Genomic DNA, 22688 nt, shown 5'->3' with positions numbered 1-22688 from the left:
GGCCCTCCCTTTCGTTATGCCTGCTTCCGGCGGCGACCCGCTGTTCGCCTAGCGGCTGGTGGCGGTCGCCGTGGCGCTCGGAGTGGCAGTGGCGGAAGAGCCGGCGCCGGCGGACGCGCTGGAGCTGGCTGAGGAGCCCGTGCTGGCCGAGGAGCCGGCGCTGGGGCTCGCGGACGACGAGGATGTCGCCGAGGAGCTCGGGGTCGGCACGTAGTCCTTGTATTCCGCCAAGGTGGCGTCCAGGACGGGAACCTTCACCGTGTTGCTGACGTTGGTGCCGTTCTCACTGATCTTGACGTCCACCAGGGAGCCGGGCTTGCCGCCGGTGGTGCTCAGGATGGCCTCGTCGGAGTCCTCGTTCAGGAGCGTGTACGAGTTGGCCTTCACTGGCACCTCGGTCTGTGAACCCTTGGCGCCGTTGACCGTGAGCTTCACGTCCTTGGAGGAGGAGTTGTAGACGGCGCCGATGAGGCGGCCGGGCTGGTCCTCGCCCGCGGAAACAATCAGGATGTTCCGCAGCTGGAGGGGACCGAGGTCGGCGCGGATGCCGTCCGAGGCGGAGTACTGGTGGCTGGTCTGCTGGGGTGTGATGTAACCGCAGCCTGCGGTCAGCAGGCTGGCGCCAAGGGCAGCAGCCGTCAGTGCCAGTTTGCCGCGCTGGGCCCGGTTCATCGCAGTGGAACGCACGTCACGTACTCCTCAAGAAATTTGAAGTCTTTTTCAGCCATAGCCTATCCGCAATGAGGGGCAAACGAGGATTCGGCAGTGTCACATCGGGCGTGGGAGCGCTCACGTGATGCACTAATCTTGCCATCCGTCAAGGGGGCGGAGGGGGTCGATTGGGCCGATTTTCCGCGTATTTTCGCGGTTGGAAGCCCTTTCTCCGGCCGGTCATATGCCTGAATCGTGATAAACTGGTCTGCGGGAAAGGGGAAATGTCCACATGGTATTTGAGGTCGGCGAGACAGTAGTTTACCCTCACCACGGTGCTGCGAAGATTGAAGAAATCAAGATGCGCACCATCAAGGGCGAAGAGAAGATGTATCTCAAGCTCAAGGTGGCTCAGGGTGATCTGACCATTGAAGTTCCAGCAGAGAACGTTGACCTTGTTGGGGTCCGGGACGTAGTGGGCAAGGAAGGCCTGGAGCACGTGTTTGATGTGCTCCGCGCCGAGTTCACCGAGGAGCCCACCAACTGGTCACGCAGGTACAAGGCAAATCTGGAGAAGCTTGCTTCCGGTGACGTCATCAAGGTGGCAGAGGTTGTTCGCGACCTGTGGCGCCGGGATCACGACCGGGGCCTTTCCGCAGGCGAGAAGCGAATGCTGGCCAAGGCCCGTCAGATTCTGATTTCAGAACTGGCGCTGGCTGAAAAGACCGACGAGGAGAAGGCTGCAAGCGTTCTCGACGAGGTCCTGGCTTCCTAAGAATTTAGCCCCGGCGGCACGCAAGTGCCGCCGGGGCTTCTTTTTTTGCGCCCTTCCGGCGGTGCCCTCGGCACCTGACCGAAGTGGCGGCGTCGTAGGCTTGTCCGCATGAGTGATTCATCCACGCGCCTGGTCACCGCCGTCATCCTTGTGGCCGCCGGTTCCGGGCAGCGCCTTGGCTACGGCATGCCCAAGGCGGCTGTGCCGCTCGGCGGCGAGCCCATCCTGATGCATGCCCTCCGGGGAATCGTCGCGTCAGGAGTGGCCAGCCAGGTGTGCGTGGCCCTGCCCGCCGGGGACCAGGGCCTGCGCCAGTTGTGTGACAGTTTCCGTGGCGAGCTTGCCGACGGCGGCCCGCTCCTGACGATCGTCGACGGCGGATCCACCCGGGCTGATTCCGTCCGGGCCGGGATCGAGGCGCTGATGGACGGCATCGAGGCGGTCCTGGTCCACGATGCCGCCCGCGCACTGACGCCCGAATCCGTCTTCCACCGCGTATCCGATGCCCTTGCCGCCGGTGCTGCCGCCGTCATTCCTGCAGTCCCGGTAGTGGACACCGTGAAGACCGTGGCCGCCACCACTGGCGGGGACACTGCCTTTGCGCCGGAGGTTGTCACGGGGACGGCCCGCCGTGAGGAGCTGAGGGCTGTGCAGACGCCCCAGGGTTTCACGATCAGGACCCTGTTGCAGGCCCACCAGGCCGCACAAGCGCTGGATCAGCAGCAGTCCGCGGCCGTCACCGACGACGCCATGCTGGTGGAGATGCTCGGCACCCCCGTCCATGCCGTCCGCGGCTCAACGCAGTCCCTCAAGATCACCACACCCCTTGACCTGATCTTCGCGGAAGGACTCCTGGAAGGTCCGCTCGGAGCCCGGTGGGTGGAAGGATGAGCGCGGACATGGTCCTGCCGCGTACCGGAGTGGGAATCGACGTCCATGCCTACGCGCCGGAAGACTCACCCCGCCCGCTCTGGCTGGGCGGACTCCTTTGGCCCGGCGAACGCGGCCTGGCGGGGCACTCTGACGGTGACGCCGTGGCCCACGCTGCCGCGGACGCCCTGTTCTCTGCCGCCGGCATCGGCGACCTTGGCACCCACTTCGGTACCGACCGCCCCGAGTTCGCCGGCGCATCCGGCGCCACCCTTCTTGCGGAAGCTGCTCGGATCGTCCGGGCCGCGGGTTTCGAGATCGGCAATGTTGCGGTGCAGTTCGTGGCCAACCGGCCCAAGTTCGGGCCGCGGCGGGAAGAATCCCAGAAGGTCCTCAGCGAAGCCGCCGGCGCCCACGTGGGTGTCACGGCCACCACCAGCGACGGCCTGGGATTCACCGGACGCGGAGAGGGTATTTCCGCGGTAGCCACCGCACTGGTGTACCCGCAGCAGCCCCAAGCCATCAGCTAGTCTGGAGCGGTGACCCTGCGCTTCTATGACACCGCCTCCGCCGAAGTCCGGAACTTCGTCCCCATCGTCGACGGCAAGGTCAGCCTCTACTACTGCGGTGCCACCGTCCAGGGCATGCCGCACGTGGGCCACATCCGCTCCGCCATCGCCTTCGACCAGCTCACCCGCTGGCTTGAGTACCGGGGCCTGCGGGTCACGGTGGTCCGCAACGTCACGGACATCGACGACAAGATCCTTGCCAAATCCGAGGCGTCCTTCGCTCCGGACTTCAGTCCAGAGGCGGGCGAAGTGCCGCGCGAGGAGTGGTGGGCGCTGGCGTACCGCTACGAGCAGGAGTTCCTGAAGGCCTACGACACCCTGGGCGTCTCGCGTCCCACCTACGAACCCCGCGCCACCGGGCACATTCCCGAGATGCATGCCCTGATCCAGCAGCTCATCGAGCGCGGCCACGCCTACCCCGCCCTGGACGATTCGGGTGACGTGTATTTCGATGTCCGTTCGTGGGACAAGTACGGCGCCCTGACCCGGCAGAACATCGACGACATGCAGGCAGCGCCCGACGCCGATCCCCGCGGCAAGAAGGACCCCCGCGACTTTGCGCTGTGGAAGGGCTCCAAAGAAGGGGAACCGGCCACAGCCAGTTGGGCGTCGCCCTGGGGAGCCGGCCGGCCCGGCTGGCACCTTGAGTGCTCGGCCATGGTCACGAAGTACCTGGGCACGGCGTTCGACATCCACGGCGGCGGCCTGGACCTGCGCTTCCCGCACCACGAAAACGAGATGGCGCAGTCACAGGCGGCGGGCCACCCGTTCGCGAACTTCTGGATGCACAACGGCATGGTGACCTACCAGGGCGAAAAGATGTCCAAGTCCATCGGCAACACCATCAGCCCGGCAGAAATGCTGGAACTGGCTTCCCCCCGGGTGGTGCGCTACTACCTGGGCCAGGCACACTACCGCTCCGTCCTGGACTACCGGCCCACCTCCCTGCAGGAGGCTGCGGCCGCCGTCGAACGCATTGACGGGTTCCTTGCCAAGGCCGGTGCCCGGTTCGGCGGCGACGCGGGTGCGATGGACGGCAACCACGGCTCCCCTTCCCCGGCCATGAACGCATTTTGCGAAGCCATGGACGATGACCTCAACGTCCCGCGCGCCCTGGCCGCACTCCACGAGACAGTCCGCGCGGGCAACACGGCCCTTGCCGAGGGCGACGACGACGCTGCCCGGAACGCGATGCACGCCGTCGTCCTGATGACCGGAGTCCTGGGGCTGAACGCCGTCGAAGGTTCCGCCGCGGCGTCGACCCGTGAGGCCGAAGCCTTGAGCGTCCTGGTCGAAGCGCAGCTGGCGGCCCGCGCTGCTGCCCGGGCTGAGAAGGACTGGGCAGCGTCCGACGCCATCCGGGACACCCTCAACCAGGCCGGCGTCGTGGTGGAGGACGGCCCTGACGGCGCCACCTGGAGCCTCAAGCGGGACTGATCCGCCGGACCGCCTGAGCTCCGCAAAAGGCCGGAGCCCGCCGATTTTTCTTCGGTCAGTAGACTGGTATGCAGACTCAGTCAACACAATCAAGGGTGGAACATCATGGCCAACAATGGTCGCCGATCGGTTAAAGCGAAGAAGGGCCCAACCATCGGAACCGGTGGCCATGGCCGCAAGGCCCTGGAGGGCAAGGGCCCCACGCCCAAGGCCGAGGACCGTCCGTACCACAAGGCGCACAAAGCCAAGCAGCTTTCCGAGCGGTCCGCCGCCAAGCGCGGAACCGGTGCCCGCAGCGCCGGCGCGGCGAAGTCCGGGCCCAAGGGCCGTGCCACCGAGGAAGTCGTGACCGGGCGCAACTCGGTAGTTGAAGCGCTCCGCGCCGGCATCCCCGCCAAAGCCCTGCACGTTGCCATCCGCATCGAGATGGACGACCGCGTCAAGGAATCCCTGAAGCTCGCCGCCGAACGCGGCATCCCGCTGATGGAAACGGGCAAACCCGAACTTGACCGGATGACGGACGACGCCGTCCACCAGGGGCTGGTGCTGCAGATTCCGCCCTACGAGTACCAGGACGCCTACGAACTGGCCGAGGAAACCGTGGAAAAGTGGAAGAAGGGGCACATCAAGAATGCGCCGCTCTTTGTTGCACTGGACGGCATCACGGACCCCCGGAACCTGGGCGCCATCATCCGCTCCGTCTCCGCCTTCAGCGGCCACGGCGTCATTGTGCCTGAGCGCCGCTCCGTCGGCGTCACCGCAGCGGCCTGGAAGACCAGCGCCGGCGCTGCCGTCCGCGTGCCGGTGGCCCGCGCCTCCAACCTGAACAACGCCCTGAAGCAGTTCAAGAACATGGGCATCTTCGTATTGGGGCTCGACGGCGACGGTGACGTCTCGCTGCCTGACCTCACCCTGGCCACCGAACCCGTCTGCATCGTGGTGGGCTCCGAGGGGAAGGGCCTGAGCCGACTGGTCCGCGAGAACTGCGACCAGATCGTCTCCATCCCCATCGATTCCGCCATGGAGTCGCTCAACGCTTCAATGGCCGTGGGTATCTCGCTGTACGAGGTCTCCCGGCAGCGCGCAGCAGGGTAAGCACTCCAGGCCCGGACCTTGCCGGGCTGGTTACCCGGCGCCGCAGGGGCGAACGGGCAGGTCAGTGCCGCTGGCGGCTACTATTTAGGTGATGGTCATGCCGCTCTTCGACACTGCTTCCGCCATGGACGCCTCCTCGGCCGTTCCGCTTGGTGTCAGTGTTCCGCGCGCTGATTCGGGCGGTACCCGGCACCATGCCGGCGCGCGCGCCAACGTCGCCTGCCTGGCTCCCGGGGTGTCCAGCCTGGACATCGTTTACTGTCCTCCCGGGGGCCGGTGGCGGGTCCAGACGTTGCCCAATGTGACCCGGGGCGTCCATCACGGCATTGTGGAGGACCTGCCCTACGGATCCCGCTACGGCTTCCGTCCCACCACAGACGGCCATTCACTGCCTCCGGGGGCCGCCTCGGCCAACGGGAACGGTTCCGTTAGGCAGCCCCTGCTCCTGGACCCTTATGGCCGGGCGGTGGACCAGCGCGACGGCTTCCTCACCAGCGTACGGACTGCCGCCGATTTCGACTGGGGGGCGGACGAACGCCTGCGCCTTCCCTGGCGGAACACCATCGTTTACGAAGCGCATGTCCGCGGCCAGAGCATGCTCCACCCCGATGTTCCGGAAGAGCTCAGGGGCACCTACGCCGGCCTGGCCCACCCCGCCGTGGTGGAGCACCTGACCAGCCTGGGCATCACGTCCGTCCAGCTCCTTCCCGTGCACTTCCACATCGATGAGCCGCACCTGCAGGACCTCGGCCTGGCCAACTACTGGGGGTACAACACCGCCGCGTTCTTCGCCCTGCACCCTGGTTATGCCACCAGGGCGGCACGGGAGGAAGGCCCGCAGGCCGTCCAGGATGAGTTCAAGGCTATGGTCAAGGCACTCCACGCCGCCGGGCTCGAGGTCATCCTGGACGTTGTTTACAACCACACGGCCGAAGGCGGGCCCGATGGTCCGGTCCTGAGCTTCAGGGGCCTGGGGGAGGACACGTACTACCGGGTGGACGGCCACGGCAAGTACATCGACACCACCGGCTGCGGCAACTCGCTCAACTTCGCGGACCCGCGCGTGGTCCAGCTGGTGACCGATTCCCTGAGGTACTGGGTGGACGAGTTCCACATCGACGGCTTCCGGTTCGACCTCGCCGTCACGCTCTGCAGGGACGCCGCCAATGAGTTCGACCCCGAACATCCCTTCCTCACCGCCGTCGCCGCCGACCCCGTGTTGTCCGAGGTCAAGCTGATCGCCGAGCCCTGGGACATTGGCTATGGAGGCTGGCAGACCGGCAGGTTCCCGCCCGGATGGGTGGACTGGAACGACCACTTCCGCGACGCCGTCCGTACCTTCTGGCTGGCAGACCGTGGGGCCATCGATTCCGGCGGCCACGGCGGGACCATGGCCAAACTCGCTGATGCCCTTTCCGGTTCCGCCAGCCTCTTCCAGGCGTCCGGACGCTCGCGGCTGGCATCGGTCAACTTCGTCACCGCCCACGACGGCTTCACCATGAACGACCTTGTGTCCTACGACCGAAAGCACAACGAGGACAACGGCGAAGAGAACAGGGACGGGCACGGGGACAACCGCAGCTACAACCATGGCGTGGAGGGTCCCACCGAGAACGGCGTGATCCTGGAAAAACGGGCACAGTCGCGGCGGAACCTCATGGCGTCATTGATGGTTTCGCTGGGCGTTCCCATGATCACCGCCGGCGACGAGCTGGCCAGGACGCAGCAGGGGAACAACAACGCCTACTGCCAGGACAATGCCATTAACTGGCTTGACTGGACCATGACGCCGGAGGCGCACGAAATGCTGCGGAGCACCAAACGGTACATCCGCTTGCGCAAGGAGTTCCTGGCCGCCCAGCCGCATGACTTCCCCGTCCGGGACGAACAGTCGTACCTTTACTGGTTCGACCAGGATGGCCAGCCCATGTCCGCCGAACGCTGGAACGATCCGCATCACCGGGTCATGCAGCTCCTGCTCGGGGACGACGGCGGTGACCTGGCCGGCCTGGTGGTGGTCAACGGCAGCGCGTCGGACGTGTTGGTCACCCTGCCGGATGCGGGGAGGAAAGTTCCAAGCCTGTTCGAGCTTCGGCTGACCACCTCGCCGCGCCACAAGCAGCGGCAAGGCATCCAGGTGGCTTCGGGGGAAACCGACCTTGCCGAGGCCAACTCCATCAGCATTTACCGCACGTAGGCCATCAATGCGCAACCGCTCTGTCCTTCCCTTGCTCCTGGCCGCCCTCGTGGTGCTGGCCTTGGTGGCGTTCGGCGGCGCCGGCCTCCTGGGCCAGCAGACGGAACGCACGACGCCGGAAACGGCTTCCAGCCCCAGCTCCACGCCGGGTGGAACGGCCGCGTCCGCGGCAGCGAAGCAGTCCCCGCCACAGCGGAGCGCCAACCCGTCCGGCCTGCCGGAGATCCGCGAATCGGCCCTCCCCGCGGAGGGCCGCCGGGTGCTGGGTCTGATCCGGGCAGGCGGCCCGTTCCGGTACAGCCAGGATGACCAGGTGTTCGGCAACTTTGAGCGGGTCCTGCCCGTCCGGAACCGCGGCTACTACCGCGAGTACACCGTTCCTACTCCCGGGGAAGCGGACCGGGGCGCGCGGCGCATCGTGGCCGGCGACGGCGGGGAGAAGTATTACACCAGTGACCACTACGCAACGTTCAAGTACATAGCGGAAGGCAACTAGCACAACCATGAGAATCTTCTCCGGCGACACCTGGACCCTGGAAGAACTGCAGGAACAGGTGGCCGACGCCGGCCGGCGCAGCGTGGTGGTCCCTCCCGCGGACAGCAAACGCGCTGTCCTGGAAACCTTCGGTGAGGTCCTGGACTTTCCCGAGCACTACGGCGTGAACCTGGATGCACTGAACGATTCGCTCCACGACTTTGCAGACAGCATCACCGACAACGGCAACCCGCCCATCACCGTGCTGTGGCAGGTGGCGGCCCCGTTCCGCAGCGACAGGTCGTTCGGCATCATCTGCGAAATCCTGCAGGACGCCGAACGGTACGCGGGCAAAGACCTTGCCGTTACCGCCGTGCTGCTCTGAGCCCGGCGGGCGGCCCTAACGCCGTCCCCGGCTTCCGCGCCTAGCCCTCGCGGCGTTCCTCGTGCGAGACGTAGGTGTCCAGCAGCGCTGAGGCCCGGCCGCCGTCGTCCTCCGCCGCCAGTCCCTTGCGCATGCTTTCCGCCTTCTGGCGCCCGGCCGGGAACGGCGGAAGCAACGGGATCTCGGGGTCGGTCAGGACCTCGATCACCACGGGGCAGTCCGCTGCAAACGCCTGGTCCCAGGCGTCTGCGATCCGCTCCGGGTCCTCCACCCGGATGCCCTTCAGCCCCAGCAGGTCCGCGTAGCCGGCGAACGGAAAATCGGGCAGTTCCTGGCTGGCGGCAAAGCGTGGTTCGGCCTCGGACTCACGCTGCTCCCACGTGACTTCGGTGAGCTCCCGGTTGTTGAAGACGCACACCACGAACCTCGGATCCTGCCAGTCGCGCCAGCGGTGCGCCACCGTGACCAGTTCGGCGGTGCCCAGCATCTGCATGGCACCGTCTCCGGCCAGGGCCACCAAGGGACGGTCCGGATGCGCCAGCTTGGCGGCAAGCCCGTACGGGATGGCGCAGCCCATGCTGGCCAGCGTCCCGGACAGATGCGCCGGGACGCCCTGGGGCAGCATCAGTTGCCGGGCATACCAGTAGACGCAGCTTCCGACGTCGACACTCAGCTGGGCGTTCTCCGGCAGCCTGCCGTTGAGCTCCCGGACCACGCGTTCGGGATTGACAGGGCTGGCGGGCACGGCGGCCCGGTCTGCCGAGAGGATCCGCCAGCGGCTGACTTCCTCCTCCACAACTGATCGCCATGGGGTGGGCTGACGGTGTTCCAGTCGCTGGTTCAAAGCTTCCAGTGCAGACGCGGCATCTCCCGCCAGGCCCACCTCCACGGGATACCGGTTGCCGATCTTCTTCTCGTCGATGTCGATCTGCACGGCGCGGGCAGCCCCGGGCGGCGGGTAGAACTCCGTCCAGGGGTCATTGGACCCCACGATGAGGAGCGCGTCGCAGTTACCCAGCAGGTGGGCGCTCGCCGTGGTGCCAAGGTGGCCCATGGTCCCCACCGCAAAGGGCAGGTTCTCATCAATATATGGCTTCCCCAGCAGGCTCGTGGCGATGCCTGCCCCAAGCTTTTCCGCCACGGCCACCACTTCCCCGGCGGCATGCCTGGCGCCCTGGCCCACCAGGAGTGCCACCCGCTCCGCAGAATTCAGGAGGGCGGCTGCGGCGGCCAGGTCCTCCTCCCGCGGGGTCTTGGCTGCAGCACTCCAGGAGGGGGCAGTGACCACGATGCCGTGCTGCTGCTCGAGCTCCGGGGCGGGAGCGGACTGCACGTCATGCGGAATGATGACCACGCAGGGGGAGGAGGTGGCCTTCGCCGCCCGGAAGGCACGGTCCAGGACCATGGGCACCTGCTCCGGTGCGCTGACCTGCTGCACGAACTGCGACGCGACGTCCTTGAACAACGCCATGAGGTCGATTTCCTGCATGTAGGCCGAACCCAGCACCGTGCGGCTCTGCTGTCCCACGATGGCCACCACCGGCACGCCGTCCAGCTTTGCGTCATACAGGCCGTTGAGCAGGTGGACGGCGCCGGGGCCCTGGGTGGAGGTCACCACCCCCACGCCGCCGGTGTACTTGGCGTGGCCCACGGCCATGAAGGCCGCGGACTCCTCGTGCCGGGCCTGGACGAACTCCACCTGCCCGTCGGTCCGGCGCAGGGCGCCCATGAACCCGTTGATGCCGTCCCCGCTGTAGCCGAAGACCCGGCCAACACCCCATGTGGTGAGGCGCTCCACGATGACATCGGCCACTGTACGTTCGGTCATTGAGCCCTCCTGCGTCGGGTTGGTTCCGTGCCTGCAAGGAGCCTTACCCATCCGGCAAAGGGGCTAAGCGTTGACGATCAGTCCCAGTTCCGCTTTCGAGGCCAGGGCTTCATGCCGGGGCAGGACGCGGACCGTGTATCCGAACGGTCCCGAGCGGTCGATGACAAGCGAACCGCTGAACAGGTGCCGGCCGCTGCCCAGGTCCTCCTTCACCTGCAGTTCCATCATGGTGATGTCTGCAAGGGCGTCATTTTCCTCCGCCCGGCCGTAGGCCACTTCCACGGAGACATCGTCGGGGGTCAGCGCGTTCAGGGCCACGTAGGCGTTGACCTGGAGGGTATCGCCGATCTGCGGATCCTCCGATACGCCCACCGAGTCCACGTGCTCCACGTGCACCTGGGGCCAGGCGCCGCGGACCTTCGCGGACCAGGATGCCAGGGCACGGGCCTGGGCGTACGAGTTGGCGGTGGCGCTGCGGCCGGCTTCCGCGGCGGGGCGGTACAGGATGTTCACGTAGTCACGGAGCATGCGCTCCGCGGACACGGCCGGGCCGAGGTGGGACAGGGTGTGCTTGATCATGGACACCCAGTGCGTGGGCACCGTTTCGCTCCTGGTGGTCGAGGGGCCGGCAGCTCCTGCCCCTTCGGACACCGTGCTCCCGTAGAAGCGCGGGGCCACCTGTGTTTCCAGCAGCTCGTACAGAGCCGCGGCCTCGATGTCGTCGCGTTCCTCCGGGGAAGCGTCGTTGTTGGCCGTGGGGATCGCCCAGCCGTTCTCGCCGTCGTACATCTCATCCCACCAGCCGTCCAGGACGGACAGGTTCAGGGATCCGTTCAGCGCCGCCTTCATGCCGGACGTCCCGCAGGCCTCCAGCGGCCGCAGCGGGTTGTTCAGCCAGACGTCGCAGCCAGGGAACAGGGTCCTGGCCATGGCGATGTCGTAGTTGGGCAGGAACGCGATGCGGTGCCGCACCTCGGGATCGTCAGTGAAGCGCACCAGGTCCTGGATCATCTTCTTGCCGGCGTCATCGGCGGGGTGGGACTTTCCGGCGATGACCAGCTGGATGGGGTGCTCCTTGTGCAGGAGCAGTGCCTTGAGCCGCGCCGGCTCGCGCAGCATCAGCGTGAGCCGCTTGTATGTGGGCACCCGTCGGGCAAACCCGATGGTCAGCACATCCGGGTCCAGGACGTTGTCCGTCCAGCCAAGCTCGGCGTCGGCCGCGCCGCGCTTTTTCCAGGCTGCGCGCAGCCGGCGGCGGACGTCCTCCACCAGGGCAGCCCGCATCTCCCGGCGCAAGGCCCACACATCGGCGTCGCTGACGTTGTAGGCCAGGTCCCATTTGCCCAGCGCTTCCGCCTCGCTGCCGAACTGGTCACGGGCCAGCTTGGAAATGCGGCTGTCCACCCAGGTGGGCACGTGCACGCCGTTGGTCACGGAGGTAATGGGCACCTCGGAGTGGTCAAAGCCCGGCCACAGGGCGGAGAACATGCCGCGGGACACTTCACCGTGGAGCTTGGCCACACCATTGGCGCGCTGGGCCAGGCGCAGGCCCATCACCGCCATGTTGAACACTGCCGGGTTGCCGTCCGCGTAGTTTTCGCGGCCCAGTTCCAGGATCCGGTCCACCGGGACCGCGGGCGCCAGCCCGGCCTGGAAGAAGTGGCTGATCTGGTTGATTTCGAACCTGTCGATGCCGGCAGGGACGGGCGTGTGCGTGGTGAAGACCGTGGAGGCGCGCCCCGCGGCCAGCGCTTCGTCGAACGTCAGCGCCTGCTCCCCGGACATCAGTTCCTGGATGCGTTCGATCCCAAGGAACCCCGCGTGCCCTTCGTTGGTGTGGAACACCTCCGGTGCGGCGCAGCCCGTGAGCTTCTGGAAGGCGCGCAGGGCCTTGACCCCGCCCATGCCCAGCAGCAGCTCCTGCTGCAGCCGGTGGTCGCCGCCGCCGCCGTACAGCCGGTCCGTGATGCTGCGGGCGGCGTCGTCGTTGCCCGGCACGTTGGAGTCCAGCAGGAGCAAGGGAACGCGTCCGACGTCGGCACGCCAGATATGTGCCAGCAGTCGCCTTCCGTTGGGGAGGGGGAGGGAGATCTGCAGGGCTTTGCCGTTGCCGTCAGGGGAAGGCTCGCGGAGCAGCGTCAGGGGCAACCCGTCCGGATCCAGGACGGGGTAGGTCTCCTGCTGCCAGGCATCGCGCGACAGCGACTGCTTGAAATAGCCGGCCTGGTACAGCAGGCCCACCCCGATCAGGGGAACACCCAGGTCCGAGGCAGCTTTCAGGTGGTCACCGGCCAGGATGCCCAGGCCGCCCGAATACTGCGGCAGGACCTCGGTGATGCCGAACTCGGGGGAGAAGTAGGCAATGGAGGCCGGGGCCTCCGGGCCCAGGCCCTGGTACCAGCGCGGCTCCTCAAGGTACCGGTCAAGGTCCTCCTCGGCGGCACGCACCCGGTCCACCACCGACTGGTCCGTGGCGAGCTGCTGGAATTCCTCGCGGCTGACCATCCCCAGGAAACCCACGGGGTCCTGCCCGCTTTCCTCCCACAGCCGCGGGTTCAGCCCGGCGAAAAGTTCCCGGGTGGGACGGTGCCAGGACCACCGCAAATTGCTGGCCAGCCGGGCCAGTGGCCTGATCGGCTCGGGGAGGACTGTACGGACCGTAAACCTGCGGATTGCCTTCACCTGCGTCACACTAACCGACAACATGCGCGGCTGGAACCAGCTTTCGGTTTCTTTTGGGTAAATGACAGGGGCATGAAGAAATTACGCCACGGCACAAGGAATTTAGTGAGCACGCTTAGCAATCCTGGCCATTTCTCGCTAACGTCGAGCCTGTGACGACTAACTCAGGAACCAGTGCCGCATCCACCAAAATGCCCCAGCGCCGCATCACCGAGGGCCTGCGGTTCGGGCGTTTTCCCATCACCGCCGTGCAGCCTGTCGTCGAGGACGGCAAGTTTCCGGCCAAAGCCCTGCCCGGCGAGTCCATTGTGGTTGGCGCCACCGCCTTCCGGGAAGGGCACGACCAGCTCGGCGTCAGCGCCGTACTCCTGGATCCCTCCGGCGCAGAGCGCCAGCGCGTGCGGCTTGCGCCGCCCCGCGGGGAACGCGGGATGGGAACGGACCGCTGGGAAGGCGTGCTCACGCCGTCGGAAACCGGGAACTGGTCCTTTGTGATCGAAGCCTGGCACGACCGCTACGGCACCTGGCACCACAACGCGGAGGTGAAGATCGACGCCGGGATCGACGTGGAACTCATGCTCGCCGAAGGTGCCAAACTGCTGGGCGAAGCGTCCGCGGAAGACTTCCGGGACGAAGTTGACCGGGCCGCCCTGCGGCACGCTTCCGGCGTCCTGGCCGACCAGTCCCGCAGCACCGAGGAACGGCTGGGCGCCGGGTTCAGCCAGGAAATCGCAGACATCGTGGCACGCCAGCCCATCCGGGAACTGGTCACGGTTTCCGAGAAGTATCCGCTGCTGGTGGAGCGGGACAGGGCCGGCCGCGGCGCCTGGTATGAGTTCTTCCCCCGCTCCGAAGGGGCGGTGAGGGACCACAACACAGGGGAGTGGACCTCAGGAAACTTCCGGACCGCGGCCAAGCGGCTTGACGCCGTGGCCGCCATGGGGTTCGACGTCCTGTACATGCCGCCCATCCATCCCATCGGCGTGCAGTTCCGCAAGGGACCCAACAACACCCTCGTTGCCGGCCCCCATGATCCCGGCTCGCCCTGGGCCATTGGAGCCAAGGAGGGCGGCCACGATGCCATCCATCCCGACCTCGGTTCCTTCGAGGACTTCGACGCTTTCGTGGCGCGGGCCAACGAACTGGGCCTGGAAGTGGCCCTGGACCTTGCGCTCCAGGCGGCCCCGGACCACCCCTGGGTGCAGTCCCACCCGGAATGGTTCACCACCAGGGTGGACGGCAGCATTGCCTATGCCGAAAACCCGCCAAAGAAGTACCAGGACATATATCCGCTCAATTTCGATAATGACCCCGAAGGGCTTTCCCAGGAAATTCTGCGGATTGTCCTCTTGTGGGTCAGCCACGGCGTAAAGATTTTCCGGGTGGATAACCCGCACACCAAACCGGTGTGGTTCTGGGAATGGCTTATTGCCGAAGTGAATAAAACAGCGCCCGGCGTGGTGTTCCTCGCCGAAGCGTTCACCCGTCCTGCCATGATGCACGCACTGGGCCGCGCTGGCTTCCAGCAGTCCTACACCTACTTCACCTGGCGCAACACGAAGAAGGAGATCGAGGCGTACTTCGACGAAGTCAGCCACGAATCCCCGGCGTTCTTCCGCCCCAACTTCTTCGTCAACACCCCGGACATACTCACGGAGTACCTGCAGTACGGCGGGCCGGCGGCGTTCCGGATCCGGGCTGTCCTTGCCTCCACCGGAAGCCCGCTCTGGGGCGTCTATGCAGGTTACGAACTGTACGAGCACGTCGCCCGGCCCGGTGCCGAGGAGTACATCGACAACGAGAAGTTCGAGTACAAGGCCCGCGACTGGGATGCGGCCGCGGAATCGGGGCGTTCGCTGGCGCCGTACATCACCCGGCTCAACCACATCCGGCGTGACCACCCTGCGCTGCTGGACCTGCAGAACCTGACGGTCCACCAAAGCACGGACGAGTCCACCGTGGTCTACTCCAAGCACAAGACCCTTCCGGACGGGTCCAAGGACACCATCATCGTGGTGGTCAACGTGGATCCCCACGTCACCAAGGAATGCAGCGTGATCCTGGACATGGCGGCCCTGGAGCTGGACCCGCAGGACCGCACCCCGGGCGGCGGCTTCTACGTGGACGACCTGATCTCCGGCCAAAGCTGGGAGTGGGGCGAGTACAACTACGTGCGGCTTGACCCGCACGTGGAACCGGCCCACATTCTGAGCGTGAGGAGAATGCATTCGTGAATTTCAATCCGCAAAGTTCCGGCCACTTCACCCCAAAGAGCACGTTCGAGCTAAATGCGCCTGGCCTCCAGCATGACCCGCTGTGGTACCGCAAGGCAGTGTTCTATGAAGTACTTGTCAGGGCCTTTGCGGATGCCAACGGCGATGGGTCCGGGGATTTCTCCGGACTCATCGACCGGCTGGACTACCTGCAGTGGCTGGGTGTGGACTGCCTGTGGCTGCCCCCGTTCTTCCAGTCGCCGCTGCGGGACGGCGGCTACGACATTTCCGACTACAACTCGGTCCTGGACGAATTCGGCACGATCAGCGATTTCAAGCGGCTGGTGGCAGAAGCCCACGCCCGCGGCGTCCGGGTCATCATCGACCTGCCGTTGAACCACACCTCGGACCAGCACCCCTGGTTCCAGGAGTCACGGAAGGATCCTGACGGCCCCTTCGGGGACTTCTACGTCTGGAGCGACACGGACGAGAAGTACCAGGACGCGCGCATCATCTTCGTGGACACCGAGGAATCCAACTGGACCTTCGATCCCATCCGGCGGCAGTTCTTCTGGCACCGTTTCTTCAGCCACCAGCCGGACCTGAACTTCGAAAACCCAAAGGTCATCGAGGCGCTCTTTGATGTGGTCCGGTTCTGGCTGGACCAGGGCATTGACGGGTTCCGCGCGGACGCCATCCCGTACCTCTACGAGGAGGAAGGGACCAACTGCGAGAACCTTCCGGCAACCCACGATTTCCTCCGGCGGCTCCGCACCATGGTGGACGAAAGCTACCCCGGGCGCGTCATTATCGCTGAGGCCAACCAGCCGCCCAACGAAGTGGTGGAGTACTTCGGCACCGAGGACGAACCTGAATGCCACATGGCGTTCCACTTCCCCATCATGCCGCGCCTCTATTACGCACTGCGGGACCAGAAGGCCGCGCCCATCATCGAAACCATGCGCGACACCCCGGACATCCCGGAGGGCGCACAGTGGGGCACGTTCCTGCGCAACCACGACGAGCTGACCCTTGAAATGGTTACTGCGGACGAGCGCGCCGCCATGCTGGGCTGGTACGCCCCGGATCCGAGAATGCGAGCCAATATCGGCATCCGGCGCAGGCTGGCTCCGCTGCTGGATAACTCGCGGGCCGAGATTGAGTTGATCAATGCCCTCCTGCTCTCGCTTCCGGGCAGCCCGTTCCTCTACTACGGGGACGAGATCGGCATGGGGGACAACATTTGGCTTGAGGACCGCGACGCCGTCCGGACCCCCATGCAGTGGAACCCGGACCGGAATGCAGGTTTCTCCAGCGCGGACCCCGGCAAGCTGTACCTGCCGCCCATCCAATCACTGGTCTACAACTACAGCATGGCCAATGTCGAAGCCGAGGCCGCCCATTCCGGCTCCCTGCTTCGCTGGACCCGGCAGATCCTCAGCGTCCGCAAGAACCACCCCGCGTTCGGGCTGGGCGAATTCAAGCACGTCGAGGCAGACCACGATGCCGTCGTGGCCTACCTTCGCGTACTGCCGGACAGCAACCCGGCGGGAGTCGACGGCGAGACGGTTCTGTGCGCCTTCAACCTCTCCCAGCACCCGGTCGCTGCCACCCTTCGCATCCCCGAATATGCCGGGCGCGGATTGCGCGACGTCTTCGGTGGACAGATCTTCCCCGGCATCGGCGATGACGGGACGCTCACCCTGACCATCGGAAGCCACGATTTCTTCTGGCTCCGGATGCGCTCGGCGGGGTCCAATCCGTCGTCGCCCTACACCCAGGCCATGCCCATCCTGTCGATAGAGAACTGAGATGAACCAGCCAATCCTCACTCCCGCCCTCACCGCGCTGCTCAAGGAATGGCTGCCGCAGCAGCGATGGTTCCCCGTCAAAACCCCGGATTTCACCATCTCCCAGGCCGGCAGCCTGGGCCTGGAGGACCCCAGCGGGCACGCCGCGCTGGCCGTGTTCCTCCTCAACGTCACCATTGAGGGGCCCGACGGCGGCCCGCGCACCGCCGTGGTCCAGGTCCCCTTGAGCTTCCGGCCGGCACCTGCCGGCGGTATGGAACGGGCGCTGATAGGCGAAGCCGCCGGAATGGATCCCACCCGCCCTTGGGTCTACGACGCCGTGCACGATCCCGACTTCGTGGGCGCGTGGCTCGATCTCATCCGGGAAGAGTCAAAGGCCACGAGCGGCACTGCCACCGGATTCCGGGTGGAAGGGCCCCACCGCCTGCCCACGGCCAAGGGCGTGGTGAAGGTGCTCTCAGGCGAGCAGTCCAACAGCTCCGTCATCGTGGACGACGGCGAATCGGCCGCCATGGTGAAATTCTTCCGGGTCCTATCGGACGGGACCAACCCGGAAATCGAAGTGGGCGCTGCCCTGACCAAGGCCGGCACCGCGGAAGTCCCAGCCACCCTGGGCTGGGTACGCGGCGAATGGCTCGGGAAGCCCGCCGACGCCGGAGAAGGAACCCGTTACGTCCAGGGTGAACTTGCAGTGGCCCACGAATTCCTGGCCGGCGGCCGCGACGCCTGGCGGCTGGCCGTGGACGCGGCCCGCTCGGGCACCGACTTCACCGCAGAAGCCCGCGCCCTGGGAGCGGCCACCGCCACTGTGCACAAACGCCTGGCGGAGGCACTGGGGCAATCAGCCGAGCCTGAACCCGGCAAGGCGCCCGGACCTGCTGCTGCCCAGCGCGTCCGGACTGCCTGGGCGGAAGCCCATGCCGCCGTCGGACCTTACGACGACGCCCTGGATGCATTGCTGGCGGGCCTGGAAAAGGTTCCGGCCGGGCCCCTGCAGCGGATCCATGGCGACCTGCACCTGGGCCAGATCCTCCTTGTGACCGGGCAGTCCGGCGACGAGTCGCGCTGGGCCATCCTGGACTTCGAGGGCGAGCCGCTGCGGCCCATCGCCGAACGGAACGTCCCGGATGTACCCCTGCGCGACGTGGTGGGAATGCTCCGGTCCTTCGACTACGCGGCCGGAGCAGCGCAGCGCGAGCAGGAAGGTGCCCACGTCCCCGACAGCTGGGTTGATGATTGTTCCGACGCCTTCCTTGCCGGCTACGCAGGGGTCATTCCCGGCACGGTGGACCGGTCATCGCCCCTGTTTGTGGCATTGTGGCTGGACAAGGCGCTGTACGAAGTTGTTTATGAAATGCGTAACAGGCCCGACTGGCTGGCGATTCCAGTGAACGCCTCCAGGCGGCTCCTAAGCGGTAACGGCGCCGGCGAACACGCCGGCGCAGCATCGGAAGGTAACAAAATGACAGGCTCAGCACGAACTGACCGCCCGGGGGTGCCGCTGCACGTGGATGAAGGCACCCTGGGCAGGATCGCGAACGGTGAACACCACGCCCCCCACTCCGTCCTGGGTGCGCACCTGGACGATTACGGGCACGTCACCATCCGCACGGTAAAGCATCTGGCCGAAGCAATCACGGTGGTCACCCAGGCCGGTGAAGTGCCCATGCAGCACGAGGCCCACGGCGTATGGGTAGCAGTCCTGGAGCCGCTGGAACACGGCCACGTACCCGACTACCGGCTCACCGTCACTTACCCGGGCAAGGACCCGGTGACCGTTGATGAGCCATACCGCTACCTGCCGACGGTAGGCGAAGTGGACCTGCACCTCATCGGCGAAGGCCGGCACGAGAAGCTGTGGCAGGTGCTCGGAGCCCACGTCCGTCACTACAAGTCATCGCTCGGGGACGTCAACGGCGTGTCCTTCGCCGTCTGGGCCCCCAACGCCCAGGCTGTCCGCGTCAAGGGCGATTTCAACGCCTGGGACGGACGGGAAAACTCCATGCGGTCACTGGGTTCCTCCGGTGTCTGGGAAGTCTTCATCCCCGGCGTCCCGGCAGGCGCCTGCTACAAGTACGAGATCCTGACGCGCGGCGGCTACTGGGTTGAAAAAGCCGATCCGCTGGCGTTCGGTACGGAAGTTCCCCCGTTGACGGCCTCCAGGGTGGTGGAACCGTCCTACGCTTTCAAGGACGACGAGTGGATGGAAGCGCGGGCCAAGCGGGACCCGCACAACTCGGCCATGAGCGTCTACGAAGTACACCTCGGATCCTGGCGCCTGGGCCTTGGCTACCGTGAACTCGCCAAGGAACTCGTGGACTACGTCAAGTGGCTCGGGTTCACGCACGTGGAATTCATGCCCGTGGCGGAGCACCCCTTCGGCGGTTCCTGGGGTTACCAGGTCACGTCCTACTTCGCCCCGACGTCCAGGTTCGGGCATCCTGACGAATTCCGCTACCTGGTGGACGCCCTACACCAGGCGGGCATCGGCGTGCTGCTGGACTGGGTTCCCGCACACTTCCCCAAGGATTCCTGGGCGCTGGCCCAGTTCGACGGCGAGCCCCTTTACGAACACTCGGATCCGGCACTGGGAGAACACCCTGACTGGGGCACCCTGATCTTCGACTTCGGCCGCACCGAGGTCCGCAACTTCCTGGTGGCCAACGCCCTCTACTGGCTGGAGGAGTTCCACATTGACGGCCTGCGCGTGGACGCGGTGGCCTCAATGCTCTACCTTGACTACTCGCGGCAGGAAGGCCAGTGGCGGCCCAACCGCTTCGGCGGCAGGGAGAACCTCGAGGCCATTTCCTTCCTGCAGGAAGTCAATGCCACCGTCTACAAGACGCACCCCGGCGCCGTCATGATTGCGGAAGAATCCACGGCTTTCCCGGGCGTCACCGCTCCCACCAGCCACGGCGGCCTGGGTTTCGGCCTCAAGTGGAACATGGGCTGGATGCACGACTCCCTGAAGTACATTTCGGAGGACCCGTACAATCGCAAGTGGCACCACGGAACGGTCACGTTCTCGCTGGTCTACGCCTTCACCGAAAACTTCCTGCTGCCGATCAGCCACGACGAGGTTGTCCACGGCAAGGGCTCCATGCTCCGCAAGATGCCCGGCGACCGCTGGCAGCAGCTGGCCAATCTCCGCGCGTTCTTTGCCTACCAGTGGGCGCATCCAGGCAAGCAGCTCATCTTCATGGGAACTGAGTTTGGCCAGGAAGCCGAGTGGTCCGAGCAGCACGGCCTGGACTGGTGGCTCGCGGACATCCCGGCCCACCGTGGACTGCAGCTGCTGACCAAGGACCTGAACGAGCTGTACGCGGCAACGCCTGCCCTCTACACCCAGGACAATGTTCCTGCCGGGTTCCAGTGGATCAACGGGGGAGACTCCGACCGGAACGTGCTGTCCTTCATCAGGCGGGACACCGAAGGCAATCCGATTGTCTGCGCCATCAACTTCTCCGGTTCGCCGCACGTCGGCTACACACTGGGCGTTCCCCTGGCAGGCGCGTGGACCGAGGTCCTGAACACGGACCACACCACCTACGGTGGATCCGGTGTTCTGAACAGTGGAGAGCTGAAGGCCACGAACGAAGGGCAGGATGGCCAGCCGGCCACACTGAGTGTCACGCTGCCCCCGCTTGGAGCGTCCTACTTCAAACCCGCAACCTCGTCCGCCAGCTGAGCCGGCTCGTGCGTTGTCCCGGTAGGGACTGAGAACGAAAGGCCCGGAATCTGCGCGATTCCGGGCCTTTCGGGCCTCGGTGGGAGGCCTCCTGACGGCGGACTGGCGGTCCAGGATGAGTGGTGGTAGAGTTTATTTCCGCGCTGCTCCACGGAGTCAGACGGAAAACCGAACCCCCCGAAGCTTACGCTGAGGATGGTCGCGGAAACCGGTTTGACACGCAGGAGGTCAGCGGGTAAGTTTGGAAAGTTGCTCCGGAGCGATCCTGAACGGAATGTTTGGGTGGTGCCGGGTGTGTCTGTTGTTTGAGAACTCAATAGTGTGCCAAGTTTGTTGATACCGATTTTTTATAAATTGGTTGAATTTGCCAAGCCGTGCCGCCCCTGTGGTGTGGTTTGGTGTTTTTAGCTGGTTTCAAATTTTGTGCAGCCGTTTCCGCCGTTATTTCCGGTGGTTGTGGTTGTGTCTGTTTTACTTCAACGGAGAGTTTGATCCTGGCTCAGGATGAACGCTGGCGGCGTGCTTAACACATGCAAGTCGAACGATGAAGGGAGCTTGCTCCTGGATTAGTGGCGAACGGGTGAGTAACACGTGAGTAACCTGCCCTTGACTCTGGGATAAGCCTGGGAAACTGGGTCTAATACCGGATATGACCGACTATCGCATGGTGGTTGGTGGAAAGCTTTTGTGGTTTTGGATGGACTCGCGGCCTATCAGCTTGTTGGTGGGGTAATGGCCTACCAAGGCGACGACGGGTAGCCGGCCTGAGAGGGTGACCGGCCACACTGGGACTGAGACACGGCCCAGACTCCTACGGGAGGCAGCAGTGGGGAATATTGCACAATGGGCGCAAGCCTGATGCAGCGACGCCGCGTGAGGGATGACGGCCTTCGGGTTGTAAACCTCTTTCAGTAGGGAAGAAGCGTAAGTGACGGTACCTGCAGAAGAAGCGCCGGCTAACTACGTGCCAGCAGCCGCGGTAATACGTAGGGCGCAAGCGTTATCCGGAATTATTGGGCGTAAAGAGCTCGTAGGCGGTTTGTCGCGTCTGCCGTGAAAGTCCGGGGCTCAACTCCGGATCTGCGGTGGGTACGGGCAGACTAGAGTGATGTAGGGGAGACTGGAATTCCTGGTGTAGCGGTGAAATGCGCAGATATCAGGAGGAACACCGATGGCGAAGGCAGGTCTCTGGGCATTAACTGACGCTGAGGAGCGAAAGCATGGGGAGCGAACAGGATTAGATACCCTGGTAGTCCATGCCGTAAACGTTGGGCACTAGGTGTGGGGGACATTCCACGTTTTCCGCGCCGTAGCTAACGCATTAAGTGCCCCGCCTGGGGAGTACGGCCGCAAGGCTAAAACTCAAAGGAATTGACGGGGGCCCGCACAAGCGGCGGAGCATGCGGATTAATTCGATGCAACGCGAAGAACCTTACCAAGGCTTGACATGAACCGGACCGCCGCAGAAATGTGGTTTCCCCTTTGGGGCTGGTTTACAGGTGGTGCATGGTTGTCGTCAGCTCGTGTCGTGAGATGTTGGGTTAAGTCCCGCAACGAGCGCAACCCTCGTTCTATGTTGCCAGCACGTGATGGTGGGGACTCATAGGAGACTGCCGGGGTCAACTCGGAGGAAGGTGGGGACGACGTCAAATCATCATGCCCCTTATGTCTTGGGCTTCACGCATGCTACAATGGCCGGTACAAAGGGTTGCGATACTGTGAGGTGGAGCTAATCCCAAAAAGCCGGTCTCAGTTCGGATTGGGGTCTGCAACTCGACCCCATGAAGTCGGAGTCGCTAGTAATCGCAGATCAGCAACGCTGCGGTGAATACGTTCCCGGGCCTTGTACACACCGCCCGTCAAGTCACGAAAGTTGGTAACACCCGAAGCCGGTGGCCTAACCCCTTGTGGGAGGGAGCTGTCGAAGGTGGGACTGGCGATTGGGACTAAGTCGTAACAAGGTAGCCGTACCGGAAGGTGCGGCTGGATCACCTCCTTTCTAAGGAGCACCT

General features: G+C 65.1%; 14 protein-coding genes and 1 rRNA gene. 12 read left to right on the top strand and 3 right to left on the bottom strand.

Annotated elements, in window-relative coordinates; genetic code table 11:
* Window positions 1-48: 48 nt before the first annotated feature.
* Window positions 49-672 carry a hypothetical protein gene (locus tag QFZ60_RS16795; RefSeq protein ID WP_373427726.1) on the bottom strand — a complete coding sequence of 208 codons (624 nt, stop codon included), beginning with the start codon at window positions 670-672 and terminating at the stop codon, window positions 49-51.
* Window positions 673-943: 271 nt separating this feature from the next.
* On the opposite strand from QFZ60_RS16795, the gene QFZ60_RS16790 reads away from it, so the two are divergent.
* From QFZ60_RS16790 to QFZ60_RS16755, 8 genes are all read left to right on the top strand, one after another.
* Window positions 944-1426 (top strand): CarD family transcriptional regulator, encoded by a 483-nt coding sequence (locus QFZ60_RS16790; protein ID WP_011690592.1) that lies wholly within the window; start codon window positions 944-946, stop codon window positions 1424-1426.
* A 108-nt stretch (window positions 1427-1534) separates the two neighbouring features.
* Complete coding sequence (gene ispD / locus QFZ60_RS16785; protein ID WP_142119928.1) at window positions 1535-2317, top strand: 2-C-methyl-D-erythritol 4-phosphate cytidylyltransferase; 783 nt, start codon at window positions 1535-1537, stop codon at window positions 2315-2317.
* Window positions 2314-2826: a 2-C-methyl-D-erythritol 2,4-cyclodiphosphate synthase gene (gene ispF / locus QFZ60_RS16780; RefSeq protein ID WP_142119930.1), complete on the top strand. Its 513-nt coding sequence runs from the start codon at window positions 2314-2316 to the stop codon at window positions 2824-2826. Before ispD ends, ispF begins: the two co-directional genes overlap by 4 nt.
* Window positions 2827-2835: 9 nt before the next feature.
* Window positions 2836-4302: a cysteine--tRNA ligase gene (cysS, locus tag QFZ60_RS16775; RefSeq protein ID WP_307091943.1), complete on the top strand. Its 1467-nt coding sequence runs from the start codon at window positions 2836-2838 to the stop codon at window positions 4300-4302.
* A gap of 105 nt (window positions 4303-4407) precedes the next feature.
* Entirely contained in the window at window positions 4408-5397 is a 990-nt protein-coding gene (gene rlmB / locus QFZ60_RS16770; RefSeq protein WP_307091941.1) for a 23S rRNA (guanosine(2251)-2'-O)-methyltransferase RlmB, read from the top strand.
* Between the two features lie 91 nt (window positions 5398-5488).
* Complete coding sequence (gene glgX, locus QFZ60_RS16765; RefSeq protein WP_307091940.1) at window positions 5489-7594, top strand: glycogen debranching protein GlgX; 2106 nt, start codon at window positions 5489-5491, stop codon at window positions 7592-7594.
* Between the two features lie 7 nt (window positions 7595-7601).
* Entirely contained in the window at window positions 7602-8090 is a 489-nt protein-coding gene (locus tag QFZ60_RS16760; RefSeq protein ID WP_307091939.1) for a ribonuclease domain-containing protein, read from the top strand.
* Between the two features lie 7 nt (window positions 8091-8097).
* Window positions 8098-8454, top strand: a complete 357-nt coding sequence (locus QFZ60_RS16755; protein WP_142119939.1) for a barstar family protein — start codon at window positions 8098-8100, stop codon at window positions 8452-8454.
* Between the two features lie 40 nt (window positions 8455-8494).
* Here QFZ60_RS16755 and QFZ60_RS16750 read toward each other — a convergent pair whose 3' ends face one another.
* Window positions 8495-10282 carry a thiamine pyrophosphate-requiring protein gene (locus tag QFZ60_RS16750; RefSeq protein WP_307091937.1) on the bottom strand — a complete coding sequence of 596 codons (1788 nt, stop codon included), beginning with the start codon at window positions 10280-10282 and terminating at the stop codon, window positions 8495-8497.
* 63 nt (window positions 10283-10345) lie between these two features.
* Window positions 10346-12964, bottom strand: a complete 2619-nt coding sequence (glgP, locus tag QFZ60_RS16745; RefSeq protein ID WP_307091935.1) for an alpha-glucan family phosphorylase — start codon at window positions 12962-12964, stop codon at window positions 10346-10348.
* 191 nt (window positions 12965-13155) lie between these two features.
* Between glgP and QFZ60_RS16740 the strand changes: the two genes are divergently transcribed.
* The 4 genes from QFZ60_RS16740 (at window position 13156) to QFZ60_RS16725 (ending at window position 22675) form a co-directional block, all read left to right on the top strand.
* Window positions 13156-15198, top strand: coding sequence for an alpha-1,4-glucan--maltose-1-phosphate maltosyltransferase (locus QFZ60_RS16740; protein WP_307093360.1), 2043 nt, complete (start codon window positions 13156-13158; stop codon window positions 15196-15198).
* Window positions 15195-16988 carry a maltose alpha-D-glucosyltransferase gene (treS, locus tag QFZ60_RS16735; protein WP_307091933.1) on the top strand — a complete coding sequence of 598 codons (1794 nt, stop codon included), beginning with the start codon at window positions 15195-15197 and terminating at the stop codon, window positions 16986-16988. The genes QFZ60_RS16740 and treS overlap by 4 nt, the downstream gene beginning before the upstream one ends.
* A gap of 1 nt (window position 16989) precedes the next feature.
* Window positions 16990-20676, top strand: a complete 3687-nt coding sequence (locus QFZ60_RS16730; RefSeq protein WP_307091932.1) for a 1,4-alpha-glucan branching enzyme — start codon at window positions 16990-16992, stop codon at window positions 20674-20676.
* 476 nt (window positions 20677-21152) lie between these two features.
* Window positions 21153-22675: ribosomal RNA gene (locus tag QFZ60_RS16725) — 16S ribosomal RNA — on the top strand.
* Window positions 22676-22688: the final 13 nt, after the last annotated feature.

The organism is Arthrobacter sp. B2I5 (genome assembly GCF_030816735.1).
Lineage (GTDB): Bacteria > Actinomycetota > Actinomycetes > Actinomycetales > Micrococcaceae > Arthrobacter.
Note: the sequence above shows the minus strand (reverse complement) of the source record. Positions and strands in the feature narration are given on the sequence as shown.